The sequence below is a fragment of the Arsenicicoccus dermatophilus genome, from assembly GCF_022568795.1.
GTDB lineage: Bacteria > Actinomycetota > Actinomycetes > Actinomycetales > Dermatophilaceae > Arsenicicoccus > Arsenicicoccus dermatophilus.
Genome location: NZ_JAKZHU010000002.1, coordinates 15,775 through 35,752, shown reverse-complemented (window position 1 = coordinate 35,752; position 19,978 = coordinate 15,775). Strand labels below are relative to the sequence as shown.

Here is a 19,978-nt window from a genome sequence, read left to right as displayed (position 1 = left end):
CCCTCCGCGCTCATCCGTCGCGTGCGGACGAGTCCCCGGGCAGCGTGGAACGTTCGCAGGAAGACGTCACAGGGAGGGTCGAGGACGCGGCGACCAGGGCCACGCGTGCGGCGTGCTCACAAGGCCCCGCTCGGGCCGACCGCCGGGCATGCTGGACACCCACCCGCACCAGGAGGATTCCCATGCACACCGAGCAGCGACGCACCACGGCCACCCCCGACGAGGTATGGCGTGTCCTCGCCGACGGCTGGACCTATCCCTGCTGGGTGGTCGGTGCCTCCCGGATGCGCGCGGTCTCCGCGGACTGGCCGGCCGTCGGGGCCCGCCTGCACCACAGCGTCGGCGCCTGGCCGACCCTGCTCGACGACGAGACCACGGTCCGGGTGGTGGAGCCCGGCCGCCGCATCGTGCTGCAGGCCAAGGCCCGCCCGTTCACCCGCGCCGCCGTCGAGATCACCCTGGAGCCGGAGTCCGGCGGCACCCTGATCAGCATGCGCGAGGACACCGTCGCCGGCGTCACCCAGATCGTCCCGCACCAGCTGCGCCAGGCCGGGGTGGCCAGGCGCAACCGCGAGGCGCTGCTGCGCCTGGCACTGATCGCCGAGCAGGCGACCGAGCCCCGCTGAGGGTCGGCGCACCGCGGACGGGGCCGGCACCCCGAGCGGGGGCCGCCCTCGTCGTGCGGTCAGCGGGGGCGCTCAACGCACTGTCGGCAGCTCGGCATGCAGGCGGTGCAGCGCGGCCAGGCTCAGGTGCCGCGCCGGCCGCCCCCACCAGGACCGGTCCGCCAGGGCCGCCCGTGCCGCGAGGTAGCCGCAGCCGCCGTGGACCCCGCCGCCGGGGTGGACCGCGGCGCTGCCGAGGTAGAGCCCGGCGACGTGGGTGCGCGGCCCCGAGGCCGGTGGTCGGCCGCCAGATCGCCTGCTGGAAGAGCTGCATCGTCCCGCCGCCGACCGCGCCGTCGCCGAGGTTGGCGTTGCTGCCGTGCAGGCCCTCCGGCGTCTGGTCCCAGCGGTCGACGACGAGGTCGCGCCAGCCCGGGGCCAGGTCCTCGAGCAGCGACTCGGAGGCGTGCGTGAGCTGCCGGGCCGCGGCGGTGTCGGTGACGCCGCGGGGCAGGTGGGTGTAGAGCCACAGGGTCTCGGTGCCGTCCGGCGAGCGGGTCGGGTCGATCGTCGACATCTGCCCCACCAGGGCGAAGGGCCGCTCGGGCACCCGGTCGGACCCGAGGTCGGCCGACCAGCGGACGAGACCGTTCCGGTCCTGCCCGGCGTGGACGACGGCGGCCCCGCGAGCGCGCTCGGCGAGCCACGGCATCGGCGCGGACAGGCGGTAGTTGAGCTTGAGGGTCGGCAGGTCCCAGGCGAACCGGTCCAGGCGGGCCCGCAGCCCGGCGGGCACCGCGTCGGCGGGGAGCAGCCGGTCGTAGAGGTCGGGGGCGCTCGTGTCGGCGATCACCGCGCGGCGCGCTCGGACGCGGCGGCCGTCGACGGTCTCCACGCCGTGCGCCCGGCCGCCGGACACCGCGATGCGGGCCACCCGCTGCCCGGTCTCGACCTGCGCGCCGGCCGCCCGGGCGCGAGCCGCGAGCGCGTCGGCGAGTCGCTGGGTGCCGCCGCGCGGCGAGGGGAAGCCCACGTCCTGGGCGAGCATCGACATGATCCAGCCGAAGAGGCCGCTGCCCGGCGCCTCCGGGGGGATGTCGGCGTGCATCGCGTTGCCCGCGAGGATCTGGCCGCCGCGTGCCCCGCCGAAGAGCTCCACGCCCATCCGGTCCACCGGCAGCAGCGCGAACCGCACGAAGTCCGGCAGCTGGGCCGCACCGATCCCGGCCAGCAGCGCGGGGATCGGTCGGACCCGCGGCCAGGCGGTGAGCAGGCTCGCGAGCAGCGGCTCGCGGATCGACTCCCACTGGTGGACCATCCGCAGCCAGGTCTGCCCGTCGCCCGGGTGCTCGGCGTCCAGCAGCGCGGCGGTGTCCTCGGCCCGGGTCTCGACCGTGGAGCCGTGCCGGTCGTCGGCGTCGGCGACGTGCACGACCGGGCGGGGGGCGTGCGCCCACTGCAGGCCGTATGCCGGCAGGTCCAGCGCCCGCAGCACCGGTGAGGCCGCCCCCAGGGGGTGGCAGGCGCTGAACTCGTCCATCACCCACCCGTCCACGTCGCGGGACGAGACGGCGCCGCCGACCGTGTCGCGCGCCTCGAGGACGAGGACGTCCCACCCGGCGTCGGCCAGGGTGGTGGCGGCGACCAGGCCGTGGTGACCGGCCCCGACGACGACGGCGTCGACGATCTGGGTCGGGCGGGCGGCGCCGGTCGGGGCGGGCTCGGTGGGAGTGGCGTCGGCCGTCGGGGTGGGGGCGGTGGGGCGGAGGGCCATGACCCCCACGATGCCGCACCCGAGGGGCGAGCGGGCGCCTTGCCCACCCGCGATCTCGGCGCCTCGCCGAGGGTCGAGAACGGACGGGACGGCGAGGGATGGGACGGGACGGCAAGGACCGGATCCGGCCGACACCAGTCCCCGCCGACGCGTCCGCGGCCCCTAGGGTCGAGCCATGGCCCGCGCACCCCGCAACCGTCCCGCCGCCGACGCGGGGGTGCTGCTCCCCGACGACGACCAGGCCGCCCTCGACGGACGCCTCGCCCTGCTGGACCGGCCGCACGTCGCACCCCTGGTCGAGCGGGTGCGCCGGCTGCGGGACGAGACCGGCGAGGACGTGCCCTGGCCGGACCCGCTCGGCGGGGGCGTGCGGGCCCGCGTGGTGCTGCTGCGCCGCGACCCTCGCTGCTCGGCCGTCCGCGGTGCCCGTCTCGCCACGGCGCACCGCGACGACCCCGCCTCGGGCAACCTGCTGACGGCGCTCGACCAGGCCGGTCTGCCGTATGCCGAGACCCTGCTCGCCGACGTGGTGCCCTGGTGGGTCGAGGACCCCGACCGCCACGAGACCCCCGGACGACGCCGGCGCGTGGGTGAGCAGGCGCGCCGTGCTGCGCCATACCTGCTGGAGCTGCTGGGGTCGCTGCCGTCCGCGCGGGCGGTCGTGCTCCTCGGCGGGGGCGCCGCCACGACCTGGCGGGCCGCGGCCCGGGCCGAGCCCGCCCTCCTGACGCTGCCGCTGACCGTGCTGACCGCTCCCTCGCCGAGCCCGCTCGCCTGGCACATGCGCGGTCGTGACGGGGTGCCGCACCGCGAGCACCTGGTGGCCCGGCTCGCCGAGGCGGCCCAGGCCTGCTGAGCGTCCGAAAGGGCCACAGCGCTCTCCCCCTGAAGGAGCGCTGCGGCCCTGGCTCGGTGCGGCCGCCCCCAGACCGGCCGCACCGGCCCCGGTCGGCCGGAGCCCACCGGGTCCCCGCCGACCCGGCGGCGACCAGCGGGTCGTCCCACGTCCGGAGGCCATCCCGCGTGCGCAGGTCGTCCTGCGAGAGCTCTCATCCCACGCAAGCAGGCCGCCGGGTGGCGAGGATGTGGTTCCAGGATGGCGCCGGGGGCCGACCGCTCGCATCCCCCCAGGGGATGGACCTGCTCGCGAGCTCCTCCACCCATGGGGGACCCCCGCCGCGACCTTGGTCGCACCGTCGGCCGGAGCCGGCAGGCAGTCCCGCTCCCGGCTCGCGAACCCTGCCGGAGGCCGGTCCCAGGTGCAGGTCAGCGGTCGAGCGGGCGACCCCAGGACAACGAGGCGCGGTCCGCGGCGCGCCGTCCCCTCGCGTCACCCTCCCGGTCCCGCCCCAGCGGCATCGACACCGTGCGCAGCTGCGGAAACACTTCTCCCAGATAGGACTCCACGGCTTCCTCGCGGGCGGCCAGCACCGGCACGAGCTCCTGCCCGCCCCGCTCGCGTGCGGCCACGGTGGCCTGCTCGGTCGCGGCCGCGGTCACCTCGGCCAGACGCTCGCCGATGCGGGTGGCGAAGGCCGCCAGGAAGCTCTGCCGGAAGCTGCGGGTGCGCGAGCCGCCGTACGCGTCCTGACGCTTGCCCTCCCCGTGCATCGCCCGCGTGGCCTGGACGAGCAGCGAGGTGTAGAGCGTCTCCACCGCGTCCAGGTCGGGCCCGAAGCCGAGCAGCGTGACGTAGCCGTCCTCCTTGGCCCAGACGCTGCGGGCGCGGTTGGCGTCGGCGACGACCCCGAGGAGCAGGACCTTCTCCCGGACGTATGGCGTCTCGATCCACAGCCGCCTGCCGTCCGGTCGCTCGCCGACCTCGGGCCCGCTCCCGGCGGCGGTCGCCGCGAGGAGGGCGTGGTCGATGCTGTGCCGGGCCATGAGCGCCTGCGCGCCCGCGGTGAAGGTGTCCGCCTCCGCCTCGTAGGTCGTGGACTCGGCCTTGGCGAGGAGCTGTCGCACCCGGGCGAGGACCTTGTCGTCGACGTCGGTGCGGCGGGTGGTCGGCGCGGTGGCGTGGCCGGGCAGGGCGCCGAGCTGCTGCAGCGGGGGGACGCGGCGCAGGACGTGCTCCAGGCGCAGGGCCGCCTCGTAGGTCTCGGACCGCCCCCACGACGACGCCCGCGCGCCCAGCCAGGTGGTGGCGCGGTGCCCCTCGGCGGTGTGTCTCTCGGCGGTCCGGCGGCCCGCGCCGCGGCGGCCGGCACCGCTTCCGGCCGCGCCCCCGTCGCCCGAGGCCTGGATGATCGCCAGCTGGTCGTGCCAGCGCGGCTCGACCGTCGCTGCGGCATACCGGCTCAGGTCGTTGCTCACCAGGTCCCCGACCAGCGCGGCGACCCGCCCGATCACCGGGGCCTCGGCGCGCACGTGCAGGTCGGCCCGCTGGACGACGTGGTGCAGGTCCAGGGGCTGCCAGCCGGTGCGCCACCGCTCCTGCAGGACGTCACGCAGCCGCTGCGTCAGGGTCTGGTCGACCACCTCGGCGCCGCCGGACCCGGCGAGCATCACCAGGTCGGTCACCGCGTCGTCGAGGTCCCACAGCACCTCGCGGACCAGTGCCGTCACACCGTCGAGGGCCAGCCGGGTCGCCCGCTCCGCCAGCGCCGCCCGCTCGTCCGGCGCCGCCCCGCGACCCCCTGTCGCGTCACCCATGAGCTCCACCTCTCCGCCCGCCCGGGCGCGCCGCTGCGGCCCGCGCGGGTCCGGCCCGTTCGTCGACGCGCCCACACAACCACATCGGCGGCGTCTTCCCAGAAATAATCTGACGTTATGCAAAGTTGAACCGTCAGTTATGCAAGAACGTCCTCGGAAGGCCTCATGCCCACCTCATCCGTCGCGCGCCGACCTCGGCTGCCGTCCTTCTCCCTGCAGATCGTCCTCGCCCTCGTGCTCGGCCTCGGGCTCGGCTGGGCGGCCCTGACCCTCGGACCCACCGCCGACGGCGGGGACAACGGGCTGACCGTCCTGCTCGACACCGTCGGGTCGACCTTCGTCACCCTGCTCAAGGCGCTGGTGCCGCCGCTGGTCGTGACCGCGATCATCGCCTCGATCGCCAACCTGCGCGGGGTCGCCGACGCGGCCCGGCTCGCCGGCAAGACCCTCCTGTGGTTCGCCATCACGGCCCTGGCCTCGGTGCTCGTCGGCGTCGGCCTGGGCGTGCTGATCCAGCCGGGCCGGCACACGACCATCGCCCGGACCGCCGCGCAGGCCACGAGCACCCACGGCGGCTGGCTGGACTTCGTCGACCAGCTCGTCCCGACCAATGTCCTCGGCCTGGCCGTCACCATCCACGAGGTCGACGGCGCGCTGCAGTCCTCGGTCTCGTTCAAGGCCCTGCAGCTCGTGGTCGTGGCGCTCGTCGTCGGGATCGCCGCCGTCAAGGTCGGCGACGCCGCCGAGCCCTTCCTGCGGTTCAACGCCTCGGTGCTGGCCATCGTGCAGAAGGTCCTGTGGTGGGTCATCCTCCTGGCGCCCCTGGGCACGATCGGGCTCGTGGGCCGCGCCGTCGCGACGTACGGCTGGTCCTCGCTGGGTCAGCTCGGCGCCTTCGCCCTGGCGATCTACGCCGGGCTCGCGATCGTGCTCCTCGCGCTCTATCCCGCGATCCTGCTCGCCCACGGGCTGAGCCCGCGCAGCTACTTCCGGGGCGCATGGCCGGCGATCCAGCTCGGCTTCGTCTCCCGGTCCTCGCTCGGCACGCTGCCCATGACCCAGCAGGTCACCGAGCGGCTCGGGGTGCCGCGAGAGTATGCCGCCTTCGCGAGCCCCCTGGCCGCCACCACCAAGATGGACGGCTGCGCGGCGATCTATCCCGCCGTGGCCGCGATCTTCGTCGCGCAGTTCTTCGGCGTGCCCCTGTCGCCGCTGGACTACCTGCTCGTCGTCGTCGTGTCGGTGATCGGGTCCGCGGCCACCGCGGGTCTGACCGGCGCGATCGTCATGCTGACCCTGACCCTGTCCACGCTGGGCCTGCCCCTCGCGGGCGTGGGGCTGCTCCTCGCCATCGACCCGATCCTGGACATGGGGCGCACGGCCGTGAACGTCGCCGGCCAGGTGCTGGTGCAGGTCGTCGTGGCTCGCCGCGAGGGTCTGCTCGACCAGGCGGCCTACGACGCGCCGCGGGCGACGGTCCCGGTGTCCGAGGTCGGATCGGACACCCGGGAGCCGGCGCTGGCCTGAGCTCGCGGCGTTCGTCGGCCGGGCCACGGCGGTGTCGCGGCCCGGCCGGCAGCCTGCGGTCAGGTGGGCAGCCAGCAGCGCTCGGTGGGCGGCAGCACGTCGGGGTCGTCCAGCCGGCGCCCCTCGTGGGTGAGCAGGTCCAGCTGCGAGGCGTAGGCCGCGATCCGGTGCGCCTTGGTCCGGCGGTCGACCGGCACCTCGTGCGGGACCAGGGGGAGGGGCAGCCGTGCGACCTCGTCGGCACCGGGTCGCCCCCACAGGTAGGGCAGGTCCTCGTAGATCCCGACCCGTCCGGCGTGCGTGTCGGCGAGCCCGGCGATCACGGTGTCGCGGACCCACCGGTGATCCCCGTTGACGCCAGGCACGTCCCGCTCGGGGCAGCGCGCGCCCAGGGCGTCCGGGTCGTCGGGCGGCACCCAGCCGGTGGCGGCGGGGACGAGCGCCACCCCCTCGGGGCGGGCGTCGAGCCAGCGGGCGACCCACCCGGTGAGCAGGCGCGCGTCCGTGGAGGACCGCTCGCCGTCGACATACTGCTGATCGAGCAGCCCGAGCAGGTGTCGTCGGTGCGGGGTGCCTGCGAAGGCCGCCTCGTCCTCGGCCAGCCGCCCGGCCATCGCCTCGTCGGAGTCGCGCCACCCGCACGCGCGGTCCCAGCCGCGCACCACGGCAGGCGCCGGCCGGCCGGTGCACACGGTCAGCACGTCGACGGGGTCGGCGCGCGCCACGAGCCACCCGCAGGACAGGACCGCGTCGTCCAGGTGCGGCGCCACGACCAGCCACGGTCCCGGCGCGTTGGGCCCGGACACGGCGGCGTCGGTCAGCGCCGGTCGAGAGCGCGTAGGCCGCCCCCGCGGAGGCCGCGGTCACCACCGCCACGGACGGCCAGGCGCCGATCGCCTTGGCGAGCTTGTGCGACCCGACGAAACCGCCCAGGTAGACCGCCGACAGCGCCGCCGTGGTCGCCGGGTCGGTCTTGGCCAGCCAGGTGCGGCCCGCGAGCAGGCCCGCACCGCCGAGCAGGACGCCACCGAGCGGTCGGATGCCCGTCTCGCGCGCCAGGGCGAAGCCGCCCGCCAGGCCGAGCACCATCAGGGGAGCGGTTGCGACGTCGTGAGCGTTCTTGAGGTCCATGCCTTCACCGTATGTCGGGAAGGGTGTCCGAGGGGCGGCCGGGGCTGGCCGGTCCGGTGCCGGAGCCGCATCCTGGGGGCATGAGCGACGACGACCTGGACCTGCTGGTGCCCGACGACCAGGGCCCCTCCACCGAGGCCGCAGGGGTCGTCCACCCTGACGGCCACGTCACCCGCGAGGCCGACCACCTGGCCGAGGACGAGCCCACGCAGGACGGCCTCGCCCAGGGCATCGACGGCTGACCCGCCGCAGCGGGCGTCGCGCCCGGGGCAGCCCGAGTCTCAGCCGTCGAGCTCGGCCAGCGTCCGCGGGATCTCGACGAGGAGCTCGCGCGCCAGGTAGCCGCGCCGACCGTGGACCGCGACGAGCCGCTCGCCCGCCCGCCCGTGCACGAAGGCGCCCCACGCCGCCGCCTGCTCCGGCGTCGCGCCCCGCCCCAGCAGGCCGAGCAGCACGCCGGCCTTGACGTCACCGGACCCGGAGACCGCCATGCCCTCGCCGCCGGACTCGTCCTGCCAGCACGCGGCGTCGTCGGGCGTGCAGATCACCGTGGTCGCGGCGCCGGTCACCACGACCGCCCTGGCGTCGGTGGCGAGCCGGCGCGCGTGCGTGAGCGGGTCGTCGGACACCTCGTCCTGGTCCAGGCCGAGCGTCACGGCGAGCTCGCCGAGGTTGGGCGACAGGATCGCCCGACCGTCGAGATGGGCGACGCCGTCACGGTGCTCGGTGAGGTAGGCCATCCCCAGGGCGTCGACGACGACGGGCACCGCGAGCTGCGGCACGACCTCGGACAGCAGGGCGACCGCGCTGTCCGGCGACATGATCCCGGGGCCGAGCAGCACCGCGGAGCAGTCGGCGGCGAGCTCGACGATCTCCGCGGCGGACTCGGGCGCGAGGTTGCCGTCGGCGTCGGCGGGCAGCCCGGCCACGTAGGCCTCCGGGACCTGCATCGCCATCGGCACCGCGACCTGCTCGACCGTCGCGACCTGCAGCTTGCCGGCGCCCGCGCGCATCGCGGCCTCGGCGGCCAGGAGCACGCCTCCCGGCATACGGACGTTGCCGCCGACGACCAGGACGCGACCCTGGGACTCCTTGCTGCCGCCGCTTCGCGGGAGCTCCCAGTCGCGGAGCAGGCCCGTCGTGATCGGGCGTGGCTGCCTCACTTGTCGGCCTCGGCAGCCTGGGGCTCCTCGTGCGTGGTCGCGGTGTCGGCCTCGTCCAGGTGCGCGGTCTGCGCATAGGTGTCCAGGTCGAGCGATCCGTCGCGCCCGTCGTACGACGTCATCGAGCAGTTGGGCATCGGCGTCTCGGTGTCGATGGTGATGATGCCCTGCTCGTCCAGCCCCTCGAGGACCAGGCGGAAGCTCATGATCACGGCCTGGTGGCTGAAGACCCACACCACCTGGTCGGCATGCTCCTGGCGAATGTCCGCGAGCACGCTGCGCACCCGCAGGGCCACGTCGCACCAGGACTCGCCGCCCGGGGGACGGTAGTAGAACTTGCCGACCTTGCTGCGCCGCTCGGCCTCCTCGGGGTGCTTCGCGCGGATCCCGTCCCCGGTCAGCCCGTCGAAGATCCCCAGGTCACGCTCGCGCAGCCGCTCGTCGAGCACGAGGGTGTGGTCGAGCCCGGCGCGCTCGAGGGCGATCTGCGCGGTGGTGCGCGCCCGCTCGTAGGGCGACGCGAGCACGACGTCCGGACGCCGGTCCTCGGGCAGGTCCCGCAGCCACTCGCCGAGCGCGGCGGCCTGCTCCTGGCCCAGGTCGGACAGCGGCGTGTCGGCGTCGCGGAAGTCCAGGTCGAGGGTGCCCGAGCCGGCCTGGCGCGCCTCCGCGTCGGCGACGTTGCCCAGGCTCTGGCCGTGGCGGACGAGCACCAGGCGGCGCGGGGCCGCCCGGCGACCGGCGGCGATCGGATCGGTCTGGTCGGGCACGGGTCTCTCCTTCGCTCGGCGATCTCGGGGTGCTCCTACCCGGAGGGCGCTCTGGTCACACGTCCGGCCGTATGCCGAAACCCGCGACGCCCAGCCGCTCGCGGGGTGTGCACGTCGCGCGGGCCCGCCCGCCTCGCCGCCCGCGGTCGGGGGCCCCGCCCGCGTGCCCGTGCGGGGCGAGGTCCCGAGGTGTGCGGTGGGTGAGCTGCGAGCGCGGTGCGGTGCGGGCGGTGCGCCGCTCGGAGGGCTGGGGGTCAGCGGCGACCGAAGAGCTTCTTGAAGAAGCCCTTCTCCGGCTTGGGCGCGGTCTCGGGCTGCGGCTTGTCGCTCGGGTGAGGCCCGGTGCTCGGCCGCGGCTCGGCGGTGGGCTGGGGCGCCTGCTCGCGGGGCAGGTCCCCGCCGAAGGCCCCCTCGCCCGCCGGGGTCACGGCGGGCTCGACGTCCAGGGGACGGGCGTCCACGCGCTGCTCGTCCAGGGCGCCACCCGGGACCTCGGTGGTCGGCTGGGCGTCGGTCGGCGGGTGCGGCGCCCCCAGGTCGGGCTCCGCGGAAGGGGACTCGGGAGCCCGGTGGCCCTCGGCGGTCGGGGCGTCGGCCTGGACCGGCGCGGGCGTGTCGGTCTTGGGCGTGTCGGTCTTGGGCGTGTCGGTCTCCGGGGCGTCGGCCTGGAGGGGAGCAGGGGCGTCGGCTCCCGGAGCCCGGTCGGCGGGCGCTGCCGGGGTGGGGGTCTGCTCCGCCTCGGGCGGGGTGCCCGGCGTGCGGGTGACGTCGGCGGCGTCCGCCCGGGGCAGGGCCGGGCTCTGCTCGGCCGGTCCGCCGTGGGGCCGGTCACCCTGCGGCCTGTCCCCCCGGCCGGTGAGCGACGACTCCACCAGGTCGGCGCCGAAGGTCCCGGGCTCCGGGTCCCCGGACAGGGAGGGCTCGGCCCCGAGCGTGTGCTCGGGGGCGGCGGCGACGGGCTCGTCGACCGAGGACGGCCCGGCGGCCGCGGTCTGCGGCGCGGCCCCCTCGGTGCGGGGCGCCGCCGTCTCCGGTGCGGCGGACTCCTCGGCGTGCGGCGTGCTCTCCTCGCGCCGGGGCAGGGCCTCGTCGGCCGTGGGGACGGTGGGCGGCTCGACGCACGCCACGTCCCCGGTGCTCGTCACGTCGTCGGCCGGAGCCGCGAGGTCGGCGGGAGCCGCGCCCTGCGCAGGACCAGCGTCCTCGGCGGGCGCCGCGACCACCGCGGGCTCGGTCAGCGCGGCGAGCTCCTCGGGCCCCTCGTCGCCATACGCCATCCCCACGAAGCGCTTGCGCTCCTCGCCGAACACGCTCACGCCGTCCTGCTGCGCCAGGTGGCGGGCGATCACGCGCGCCACCCCCTCGTGCGTCCCGTCGGGGTCCGCGGCGCCACTCATGTCGATCACGGTGGTGGCGTTGACCAGCGGCCGTCGCCGGGCGCCGTCGGGCAGGTAGTCGGCATACATCTCGCCCACCCGGTCCGCGTCCTCGAACCAGAAGGTGAACGCATAGCCCTCGCGGGTCCACGTCACCTTGAGAGAGGACTGCTCGGCCTCGCCACCGGGGCAGCACTCGCCGAGCAGCGCCACGAGCCGGTCGCGGTCGAGCTCGGCCTTGTCGGTCGCGAAGATCATGTGCGGGTATGCGCTGGAGGCCATGGCCCCAGTCTGCCGTCCTAGGCTGGGACGCGTGAATCCGTTCCTGCCCGAGGCCTTCGCCGAGTCGTTGTTGCAGCAGACCGTGAGCGGGGTCACCCAGCAGGGTGGCTGGCTCGGGTCCTTCGTCGCCAGGCGGCTGTCGACCGTCACCTCCTCGTCGCTGCTGGAGATGCCTGGGCCGTATGCCGACAGCCTGGCCCGCCTCAAGGCCGTCCGCGGCGAGGCCCCGGAGCCTCGCGACGACGCGGACGGTGCTCGTGTGTGGGGCTGCTCGTGGGTGGAGCGCACGTCGGTGATGCCGGTGGTGCTCGTGGCGTGGCTCGTGGAGGGGCAGTCCCCGGTGCACGTGGAGGCCTGCACCAAGGCCCGGGCGGGGGACACGTCGGCCGCGGACGCCGCCATCGCGCAGCTCGGCGATCGACTCCGCGCCGCGGGCTGATCCGCCGGGCCGAGCGCTCCGGCTGGTCCAGCCGCGGGCGATGCGCCGACTTATGGTGTGCAGCAACGAATTTCGCGAAGGCGAAACGGTCTGACCAGGATGGATCACCCACCGTGCGGGGCCCGCAACCGAGTCGGTATTGACGCTCCCGTCACCTGAACGGACTATGGGCACTGTCCGGAATCGCTCCATCCGGACGGCGTCTGCCGCCTTGCTCAGGCGGTGGCTCTCGGGTCCCCCGACCGGTCGGTCCCCCCTCCCTCTTGACCGGACGTGGGTGCTAGGAGCAGCGTCCGGTCCGCCACCAACCCTGCCTCGGGTGGCGGACCGGGTGCTGTGCCCGCCCCAGGACGATCAGGCCGGCCAGGGTCCAGGCGACGGCCAGCAGCACCGAGGCCAGCGGGTCGCTGGGCCGATGCCACCCCGCCACCACGACACCCGCGCCGGTGAGCGCCGTCGACGCGGCCGTCAGGGCGACCGCCACCGTCCGCCACCGTCCGGTCAGCGCGACCGCCGAGGCGACCAGGAGTGCGGCCACGGCCCCGGTGTGGCCGCTGGGGAAGGAGTTGCCGACCGCCCAGGGAGTCCCCAGGTCGGGCCGCTCGAGCACCGCCTTGAGCACCTCGGCGGAGACGAACGTGCCGGCCGCGCACACCACCGCCACGACCGCTGCCCACCGGCGGCGCTGCACCACGGCGAGCATCGCGATGACGGCGAGCGCGAGCACGAGGTGGACGGGGGTGATCAGGGTGCGCATGACGGCGCCGACGTGGTGGCCGTCGATCCCGGACCGGCGGTGCAGCAGCCACCACCCGACGTGGTCCCACCACTGGCCGCGCCGAGTGCGCACGGCCCCGACGTACAACCCGGCCAGCGCCGCGCAGGTGGCCAGCAGGCCGGTGACGGGGAGGGTCCGGGCCGCGCTCGGCAGGGCGGACCGGGCGTCGCGCCGGGGCTCACGGCGCGGGGCGGTCAGGTCGATGTCCATGGGGATCCTCTCGGCGGGCAGGTCGAGGATGAAGGACCCACGCTAGGGCGACGTCCTGGCGCTCCGCTGGGGAAGAGGGATCTGGCAGGGCCGACGGAGGGACGGCGACGCGCACCCTGGGGAAAGGCGACCCAGGGTGCGCGCGTTCGCCGTGCTCGCCGCCCGTCGCCGGACGACGGCGGCCGGACGGGGTCAGGAGACGGGGACCAGCCGCGCGATGTCGTTGCGCGTGCGACTCGTCGTCTCGCAGGTGACCAGTCCGAGCTGGCGGGGCCCGGCGTGGTCCACGATCCACACCGGGAGCCGGTGCTTGTCGACGCCGGGGAGGACCTCGGCCACCCGCCAGGTCTGCCCGCCGACCGTGGCGGTGTCCCCGACCTTCAGCTCCCGGACGTACTCCAGCGCCCCGACGGACCGCTCGCTGCGCGTGGAGTGGCCGACCACGATCGTGGTGCCGGTGCGCGCGTCGAAGGGCTGGCTGCCCGTCCACCGGCACACCGCGCCGACGTCGCCGGGCGGGGTGACGGTGCCGTCCTCGGTGGCGCAGCGGGTGACCGGGGCCCGCACCCCCAGGACCGGGACGACGAGCAGGCGGCTGCCGTCGTCGCGGATGGTGGTGGCGGGCCGGGGGGCGGCCGGCGTGGCAGCGGCCGTGGTGGTGGCGGGCCGGGTGGGGGTGACCGGGCGGGTCGCGCCGGTGGTGGTCGGCGCCGACGTGCTGGAGGAGGCGGCCGAGGACGTGCGGCCCGCGGCCTGCTCCGTGGCGACGTCGGTGCGGTGGTGGGTGACCTGGGCGTCGGTCCCGCACCCCCCGAGAAGGGCCAGCGCGGCGACGCCGCCGGCGATGGTCGCTCTGTTCATCGTGGTGCTCCTGGCTCCTCGGAGGTGGTATGCCGGAAGGCGTCTCGTGGTCGCCGCCGGCGCGGTTCGCGGGTGCCGTCGGACGCGCCGCGAGGCGCGACGAGCGGCATGCCCGGGCAAGGCCGAGGCCCCCACCCCGCACCGGGGGCGAGGGTCTCGATGCCCCGCCGGGGACGGACAGGGCCCAGCCTGTCACGTGGTGCTGCTGTCGTCAGCCGTGCACACGGCGACGGGCGGCCGGCGCCATCAGGGCGGCGGCGAGGACCGCGAGGCCCGCACCGAGGGCGCCCGGGCGACCATGGTCGTCACCCTCGACGCCGGAGTTGAAGACCGGAGCCGCGGGGGTGCCGGACTCGACCACGGTGGCGGGGGCCGGGGCGGCGGGCACCACCTGGGCGGGGGCCGTCCTGCCGGTCCTGACGGCCGGGCGGTGCTCCACCACCACGACGGGACGGGCCGGCGTGACGACGGACGGGGTGGTCACGACGGGCTTGGTGACAACCGGCTCGTGCACCTCGGGCTTCGTCGTCTCCGGCGTGGTGGTGCCGGGGGTGGGGCAGGTGTGGTCGCAGTCCTCGCCCGGGGTGGTCGGGGTGTCGCAGGCCACGCCCTCGTCGGTCAGCGTGAAGGTCACCTCGTCGCCGTTCGGGAAGGTGTACCAGTCCGCGGAGATCGCCCTGACGACGAGCGTGCCGTCGCGCCACTCGCCACGCTGCCAGATGACACCCTCGGCCTCGGGCAGGACGACCTTGTCGTTGTCCGCGCCGCAGACGGGCACGAGCACGGGGGCGGGCGGGGTCACGGTCTGGCAGCGACCGCAGTCGTGCGACTCCTCGGCCGGCTTCGTGGGCTCGGTGGTCGGCTCCGCGGGCTTGGTGGGCTCGGTGGTCGGCTCGGCCGGCTTTGTGGGCTTGACCGGCTTGGTCTCCTGGCCGGGCTCCTGGGTCGTGGTGGGGGCCGGGGTCTCGGTGGTCGGCTCGGGCGTGGCCGGAGTGGTCGGGCCGCAGTGGTCCTCGTTGATGCCGCCGTTCTTGCCGTGCAGCTGGCAGTCCTTGCCCTTGTCGGGGTTGGGGTCGGCCTTGGCGGGCTTGCCCGTGGCGCCGTGGTCGCTGCCGTCGGTCTGCTCACCGTGGGTCCCGGCCTGAACGGTGGCGGTGGCGGCCGGGGCGGCGTGCTGGCCGCCGGCGAACGCGGTGCCCGCGGTGCCGAGGGCGGCGGTGAGGGCGAAGGCGCCGGAGATGACGAGACGGCCGGTGGTCGTGGTGCGGGTCATGGTGCTTGTCCTTTCGATGGGGGCTGGCGCCCCTCGTCGTGCGTCGCCCCGACCCGGTTTCGTGGACCCGGAATGCTGTCGGTGCGACTTCCCGTTGGACAAGATTCAACGCGTCATTCCACGAGCGCCCCTGGTGAATGCCTCGCAAATGATCTGGATCAGGGATGAACAAATACGCGAAGATAATGCATCATCACTCTCCGTCCATGTCCCATTCCTCCCCTGCAACGGCTTTGACCAGCCATGACGCCGATCCGTCCGGGTTCGAGAGGCAGCGCGCCGAGCCACACGGGCAAAATATTCACGCAGCGTTCCTGCACGGTCACAAGAAATAGGGGAGGACTATTTTCCCGGTGGGACATTTCCCCCCAAAATGACCAGTCCTCTTCCGCCATGACGGCAATCGACAAACTGGCTGTTACTCTTCATTTACGAAGCGTCATTGAGTGGGGGTGGCCCCGGGCAGGCCGAAGGGGCCCCGCCGGGTGGCGGGGCCCCTTCGGGAGGTGCGGGAGCGGGCGGGGTCGATCAGGACAGGGCGCGACGGCGCAGCAGCGCCATGGCCAGCAGGCTCGCGCCGAGGCCGCCACCCACGACCAGCCCGAGCGGGAGGACGCCGTCCACGCCGGAGTCGAAGATCGGGGCGGCGGCCGCCGTTGCCCCAGGCACGCCGGCGCCGGTGGCGGCAGGGCCGGTGGGCGTCCCCAGCGGGCCTGCCGGCGCGGCGGTGGTCGGGATGCCGCTGGGGGCGACCGTGGGCATGTCCGGCTCGGGGGTGCCGCTGGGGACCACGGTGGGCTCGTCCGTGGGCGTGCCCGGCTCGGGGGTGCCGCTGGGGACGACCGTGGGGCCCGCGGTCGGGGTGTCGCACGGCACGGCCTGGTCCACGAAGGGCCAGCTGACGACGTCACCGGTCGGGAAGGTGTACCAGTCCGCGGAGATCGCCTTGACGGTGATCGCGTTGTCGGCCCAGCTCCCGCCGTCCCAGATCACGCCGGCGGCGGCAGGCATGGAGACGACGTCGTTGTTCGGGCCGCAGACCGGGATCTGGGCAGGGGTCGGCGGCGTGACGGTCCGGCACCCGCCGCAGTCGGTGGGGGCGGCGGTGGGCTCCGGGGTGCCGCTGGGGGCGACCGTGGGCTCGGTGGTCGGGGTCGTGGTCGCCGTGGTGCTGGGCTCGGGGGCCTGCATGCTCGTGGGTGACGGGGCGGCGGTGCTCGTCGGCGCCGGCGCGACCGTGCTGGTGGGCGTGGGTGCCTCGCTGGTGGTGGGCGCGGGCGCCTCGGTCGGGGCCGGGGGCGGGCAGGTCTCCTCGGCATACGCCGTGGTGCCGCCGGCGAGGGTGGCGCTCAGGGCCAGCGCGCTCGCGGCCAGGACTCGGCGAGAGGTGCGGTGAGTGGACATGGCGTTCCTTCCGGTGGACGTCGGCTGCAATCGCCCGACGACTCGATGCGATGTTATTGCGCCATCAGTGTGATCTCTTTCTGGGCAAATCTTCAGGAATCGGACGACAAGCCGCCGTACGGAAGTCGAAATGACCCATGTGGACCGCGAACCGCACCGTAGCCATCCAAAAGGGCTAGTTCGGACGTGTCACGGTCCATCTCGGTATGGCCCGGTGTGACCAGCACCAGGAGGAGTCAGTTCCTTCGAATCGGCCCTACGCGCGGGTATGGCCGGTGATACGGTCCCTGGCGCCTGCGGCACCATCACAGCAGGTCAGTCGCATTTGCCCTGTTGAGAACCCTTTTCCCTGGAAGGTACCCCCGTGATCCCCAAGACCACCCAACGCGTCGACGCGCTGCCCAACATCGGGCCCAAGCTCGCCGACGCCCTGCGTCAGGTGGGGGTGCCCGACGCCGAGACGCTCCGCAGTCGCGGCTCCATCCCCGTATGGCGGCAGATGCGCGCCCGCGGTCTGTTCGACTGCGCCATGTCCCTCCAGGCTCTCGAGGGAGCCGTGCAGGGGATGCGCTGGCACGACCTCGACCGGGAGCTGCGGGCCGCCCTCGTGGCGCTCGCCGTGGACCCGGACAACGCCCCCGAGCCGGCCACCGGCACCGCCCCCGCCCGCCCGGGCCAGGAGCCGGACGCCGAGGGATCGACCCGACCCGGGCACGTGGAGCGCGGCGGCCTGGCCGTCGTGCCGGACCAGCAGGCGGGCTGAGCGGCCGCCGCGACCATCCGGGCGCCGGCCATCCGCGAGGTGCGAGGATGGGGCCCATGACCTCCCCTGACGTCACTGCCGCCCGTCGTGTCCCGGTCGCCCTGACCATCGCCGGCTCCGAGGCCACCGGAGGCGCCGGGGCGCAGACGGACCTCAAGACCTTCCAGGCCCTCGGCACCTTCGGGATGGCCGCGCTGACCTGCATCGTGTCGTTCGACCCCAAGGCCGGCTGGGGGCACCGCTTCGTCCCCGTCGAGGCCCAGGTCATCGCCGACCAGCTGGAGGCGCAGCTCGCGACATACGACGTGGACGCCGTCAAGGTCGGCATGCTCGGCACCCCGGTCACCATCGAGACCGTCGCCCAGGTGCTGCGCGAGCTGCGACCCGAGCGGCTGGTCCTGGACCCCGTGCTGATCTGCAAGGGGCAGGAGCCGGGCGCCGCCCTCGACACGGACACCGCGCTCAAGGAGCAGGTGCTCCCCCTGGTGACCTTCGTGACGCCCAACCACTTCGAGGCCCTGTCCCTGTCCGGGCTCGACGCCATCGAGTCCGAGGACGACCTGGCCCGCGCCGCCCGCATCATCCACGAGCGCTCCGGCGCGGCCGTGCTCGCCAAGGGTGGGGTCTGCCTCGCCGGACCGGACGCCGTGGACGTGTTCTACGACGGCTCCACCCTGGAGGTGCTGCGCGAGCCCAAGGTCGGCGACCTCGCCGTCAGCGGAGCCGGCTGCACCCTCGCCGCCGCCGTGACCGCCGAGCTGGCCAAGGGCGCGACCGCCTTGGAGGCGGCGCGCTCCGCCAAGTCCTTCGTGCGCCAGGCGATCGTCGACCGGATGCCCTCCCGGGCGCCGTTCGAGGCCGTCCGCCAGCGCTGACGTCCGCGCATGGCTGACACGGGTCGTCGTCGACCACGGGTGGTGGACCTGGTGGCGGCCGTCCTGGTGGTGGTCGGCACCGTGGCCCTGCTGGTGCGGGCCGGGACCCCGCCCGAGGCGGCCTCCTCCGAGCACCTGCGGGTGCTCCAGGTGGTGTCCGCCGACGAGATCGAGGTCGGCGGGGTGCGGCAGCGCGAGCGGCTCGAGCTCGCCCACGTCGACACCCCCGCCGACAGCACCGGTGCCGGGACGGGGTGCCTGGCCGACCGCTCCCGTCAGACCCTGACCGAGCTGCTGCCGGTCGGGTCCCCGGTCACCGTCCACGAGCTGCCCGGACGGCGCGCCCGGCCGGGACTGACCCCCGCCACGGTCCAGACGTCCGGCGGCAGCCCCGTCGAGGTGGAGCTGGTCGCGGCCGGCGTGGCCACGCCCACCCAGGGGGTGCCCCCCACCGAGGCGGAGCCGCTGCGGGCTGCGGCCGACCAGGCCCGGTCCCGCAACCTCGGGTTCTACGACCCGACGGAGGGCTGCACCGTCCCCGGTCAGGTCCGGCAGGCCATCACCGCCCTGGACTCCGCGCTGGAGGCGGCGACGGCGGCCGGCTCCGGACCGGTCGACCTGGATCGCCTCGACGCGGGGCTGCGGACGGCCACCGCCCTGCGTGCACGGCTGCTGTCCTCGGCCCCGCGCACCTCCGTGGAGTGGCGTGCCCTGTCCACCGACGACGTCGCCCTGCTGACCGCCCGGCTCGACGCCGCCCTGGTCGCGGCTCAGGGCGTGCGGCTGACCCTGACGGCCGCCGCGACCGGCTCCTGACCGGTCGACCCTGCTCGTGCAGGCTCCGGGCCTGCGCGACCCCGGCCGCGCGATAGGTTGGGCGCCACCATCCATCCCCAGCGGAGGCAGCATGTTCACCGGCATCGTCGAGGAGCTCGGCACCATCGAGGCGATGGAGCGAGGTGCGCAGAGCGCCGTCATCACGGTCCGGGGGCCGCTCGTGGTCAGCGACGCCCGGCACGGCGCCTCCATCGCCGTCAACGGCGTCTGCCTCACCGTCGTGGAGCACGACGCGCAGACCTTCCGGGTGGACGTGATGGCCGAGACCCTGCGGCGATCGAGCCTGGGCGCCCTGGAGGTGGGCTCCCCGGTCAACCTGGAGCGGGCGATGGCGGCGGGCGGGCGCTTCGGCGGCCACGTGGTCCAGGGACACGTCGACGGCACCGCCGAGATCCTGCGGCGCGAGCCGGGCGACCGCTGGGAGGTCGTGACCTGCTCCCTGCCCGCGGCGCTGCGTCGGTATGTCGTGGAGAAGGGCTCCATCACCGTGGACGGGGTCTCCCTGACGGTGAGCGCGGTGACCGACGAGACCTTCTCGGTGTCGCTGATCCCGACGACGCTGGAGCTGACGACGCTGGGGCACAAGCAGGTCGGCGACCCGGTCAACCTCGAGGTCGACGTCATCGCCAAGTACGTCGAGCGCCTGCTGACCCACGGCGACGCCTGACCCGGTCCGGCGCGCCTGCGGGCAGCCGGCCGGCGCGACGGCACGCACCACACGGCCGCAGTGACGCTCTGACCTTTTCTGTGACGGCCATACGCCGAAAGGGGGATGCGGCGCACCGCTGCCCAACCTCCCCGCGATCCCCGCCGTCTGCAGGGTGAGGTATCACCACCCACCTCCCCCGAGACCCGAGGACCCACCATGACTCGTCGCTTCACCGTCGCCCTCCCCGTCGCCGCCGTCGTGGCCGCGGGGGGCATCGGGCTCGTCGGCCACGCGATCGCCACCCCGTCCACGTCCACCACGGCCGGCACGTCGGACCGCTCGCAGATCTACGCCGCCGTCGCCGCCAACCCGGCCCTGCGCGGCTGGAAGGCCACCGACTGGCGCCTGGAGCACGTCGAGGTCACCGCGGCCGGCTGGGCCCGCGCCACCGTCCACGCCACCCACGGCCAGACCGACGACGCGACCGCCGTCCTGCACCGCGCCCGTGGCCGGTGGACGGTCTCCGACCTCGGCACCGCCCAGGTCGGCTGCGGCGTGGTCCCCACCCCCGTGCTGGAGAGCCTGCGCCTCGGCGACTGCTGACGA

The 19,978-nt window shown here is 75.0% G+C and carries 20 protein-coding genes; 10 read left to right on the top strand and 10 right to left on the bottom strand.

Annotated features, from left to right (window positions below; translation table 11 throughout):
- Positions 1–182 precede the first annotated feature (182 nt).
- Entirely contained in the window at positions 183–626 is a 444-nt protein-coding gene (locus MM438_RS13540) for an SRPBCC family protein (RefSeq protein ID WP_241453576.1), read from the top strand.
- On the opposite strand, the gene MM438_RS13535 is transcribed toward MM438_RS13540, so the two are convergent.
- Complete coding sequence (locus MM438_RS13535; RefSeq protein ID WP_277628422.1) at positions 517–2,379, bottom strand: phytoene desaturase family protein; 1,863 nt, start codon at positions 2,377–2,379, stop codon at positions 517–519. The two genes, MM438_RS13540 and MM438_RS13535, sit on opposite strands and share 110 nt — an antisense overlap.
- A gap of 175 nt (positions 2,380–2,554) precedes the next feature.
- Between MM438_RS13535 and MM438_RS13530 the strand changes: the two genes are divergently transcribed.
- Entirely contained in the window at positions 2,555–3,235 is a 681-nt protein-coding gene (locus MM438_RS13530; protein ID WP_241453575.1) for a uracil-DNA glycosylase family protein, read from the top strand.
- A gap of 410 nt (positions 3,236–3,645) precedes the next feature.
- Here MM438_RS13530 and MM438_RS13525 read toward each other — a convergent pair whose 3' ends face one another.
- Entirely contained in the window at positions 3,646–5,034 is a 1,389-nt protein-coding gene (locus MM438_RS13525; protein ID WP_241453573.1) for a DUF2786 domain-containing protein, read from the bottom strand.
- A gap of 165 nt (positions 5,035–5,199) precedes the next feature.
- Here MM438_RS13525 and MM438_RS13520 point away from each other — a divergent pair, with 165 nt between their 5' ends.
- Positions 5,200–6,561, top strand: coding sequence for a dicarboxylate/amino acid:cation symporter (locus MM438_RS13520; protein WP_241453570.1), 1,362 nt, complete (start codon positions 5,200–5,202; stop codon positions 6,559–6,561).
- A gap of 59 nt (positions 6,562–6,620) precedes the next feature.
- Here MM438_RS13520 and MM438_RS13515 read toward each other — a convergent pair whose 3' ends face one another.
- Positions 6,621–7,367, bottom strand: coding sequence for a PIG-L family deacetylase (locus MM438_RS13515; RefSeq protein ID WP_241453569.1), 747 nt, complete (start codon positions 7,365–7,367; stop codon positions 6,621–6,623).
- Positions 7,368–7,772: 405 nt separating this feature from the next.
- On the opposite strand from MM438_RS13515, the gene MM438_RS13505 reads away from it, so the two are divergent.
- A complete protein-coding gene (locus MM438_RS13505; RefSeq protein WP_241453568.1) occupies positions 7,773–7,934 on the top strand; it encodes a hypothetical protein in 162 nt (53 codons plus the stop codon).
- A 39-nt stretch (positions 7,935–7,973) separates the two neighbouring features.
- Here MM438_RS13505 and MM438_RS13500 read toward each other — a convergent pair whose 3' ends face one another.
- From MM438_RS13500 to MM438_RS13490, 3 genes are all read right to left on the bottom strand, one after another.
- Positions 7,974–8,855, bottom strand: a complete 882-nt coding sequence (locus MM438_RS13500) for an NAD(P)H-hydrate dehydratase (protein WP_241453567.1) — start codon at positions 8,853–8,855, stop codon at positions 7,974–7,976.
- Entirely contained in the window at positions 8,852–9,625 is a 774-nt protein-coding gene (locus MM438_RS13495; RefSeq protein WP_241453566.1) for a histidine phosphatase family protein, read from the bottom strand. The genes MM438_RS13500 and MM438_RS13495 overlap by 4 nt, the downstream gene beginning before the upstream one ends.
- A gap of 254 nt (positions 9,626–9,879) precedes the next feature.
- Positions 9,880–11,283: a hypothetical protein gene (locus MM438_RS13490; protein WP_241453564.1), complete on the bottom strand. Its 1,404-nt coding sequence runs from the start codon at positions 11,281–11,283 to the stop codon at positions 9,880–9,882.
- A 31-nt stretch (positions 11,284–11,314) separates the two neighbouring features.
- Between MM438_RS13490 and MM438_RS13485 the strand changes: the two genes are divergently transcribed.
- Positions 11,315–11,722, top strand: coding sequence for a hypothetical protein (locus tag MM438_RS13485; RefSeq protein ID WP_241453562.1), 408 nt, complete (start codon positions 11,315–11,317; stop codon positions 11,720–11,722).
- Between the two features lie 280 nt (positions 11,723–12,002).
- Here the strand turns inward: MM438_RS13485 and MM438_RS13480 are convergent, their stop codons facing one another.
- From MM438_RS13480 to MM438_RS13465, 4 genes are all read right to left on the bottom strand, one after another.
- Positions 12,003–12,710, bottom strand: coding sequence for a phosphatase PAP2 family protein (locus MM438_RS13480; RefSeq protein WP_241453561.1), 708 nt, complete (start codon positions 12,708–12,710; stop codon positions 12,003–12,005).
- Between the two features lie 192 nt (positions 12,711–12,902).
- A complete protein-coding gene (locus MM438_RS13475) occupies positions 12,903–13,571 on the bottom strand; it encodes a sortase domain-containing protein (protein WP_241453558.1) in 669 nt (222 codons plus the stop codon).
- 211 nt (positions 13,572–13,782) lie between these two features.
- Positions 13,783–14,844, bottom strand: a complete 1,062-nt coding sequence (locus MM438_RS13470) for a hypothetical protein (RefSeq protein ID WP_241453983.1) — start codon at positions 14,842–14,844, stop codon at positions 13,783–13,785.
- Positions 14,845–15,372: 528 nt separating this feature from the next.
- Positions 15,373–16,248, bottom strand: coding sequence for a hypothetical protein (locus MM438_RS13465; RefSeq protein WP_241453557.1), 876 nt, complete (start codon positions 16,246–16,248; stop codon positions 15,373–15,375).
- Between the two features lie 364 nt (positions 16,249–16,612).
- On the opposite strand from MM438_RS13465, the gene MM438_RS13460 reads away from it, so the two are divergent.
- The 5 genes from MM438_RS13460 (at position 16,613) to MM438_RS13440 (ending at position 19,975) form a co-directional block, all read left to right on the top strand.
- A complete protein-coding gene (locus MM438_RS13460; RefSeq protein WP_241453555.1) occupies positions 16,613–17,011 on the top strand; it encodes a TfoX/Sxy family DNA transformation protein in 399 nt (132 codons plus the stop codon).
- Positions 17,012–17,067: 56 nt separating this feature from the next.
- A complete protein-coding gene (locus MM438_RS13455) occupies positions 17,068–17,886 on the top strand; it encodes a hydroxymethylpyrimidine/phosphomethylpyrimidine kinase (RefSeq protein WP_241453554.1) in 819 nt (272 codons plus the stop codon).
- Positions 17,887–17,895: 9 nt separating this feature from the next.
- Positions 17,896–18,702 carry a hypothetical protein gene (locus MM438_RS13450; RefSeq protein ID WP_241453552.1) on the top strand — a complete coding sequence of 269 codons (807 nt, stop codon included), beginning with the start codon at positions 17,896–17,898 and terminating at the stop codon, positions 18,700–18,702.
- Positions 18,703–18,793: 91 nt separating this feature from the next.
- Entirely contained in the window at positions 18,794–19,390 is a 597-nt protein-coding gene (locus MM438_RS13445; protein ID WP_241453550.1) for a riboflavin synthase, read from the top strand.
- 198 nt (positions 19,391–19,588) lie between these two features.
- A complete protein-coding gene (locus MM438_RS13440; RefSeq protein ID WP_241453549.1) occupies positions 19,589–19,975 on the top strand; it encodes a hypothetical protein in 387 nt (128 codons plus the stop codon).
- The last annotated feature ends 3 nt before the right edge of the window (positions 19,976–19,978 follow it).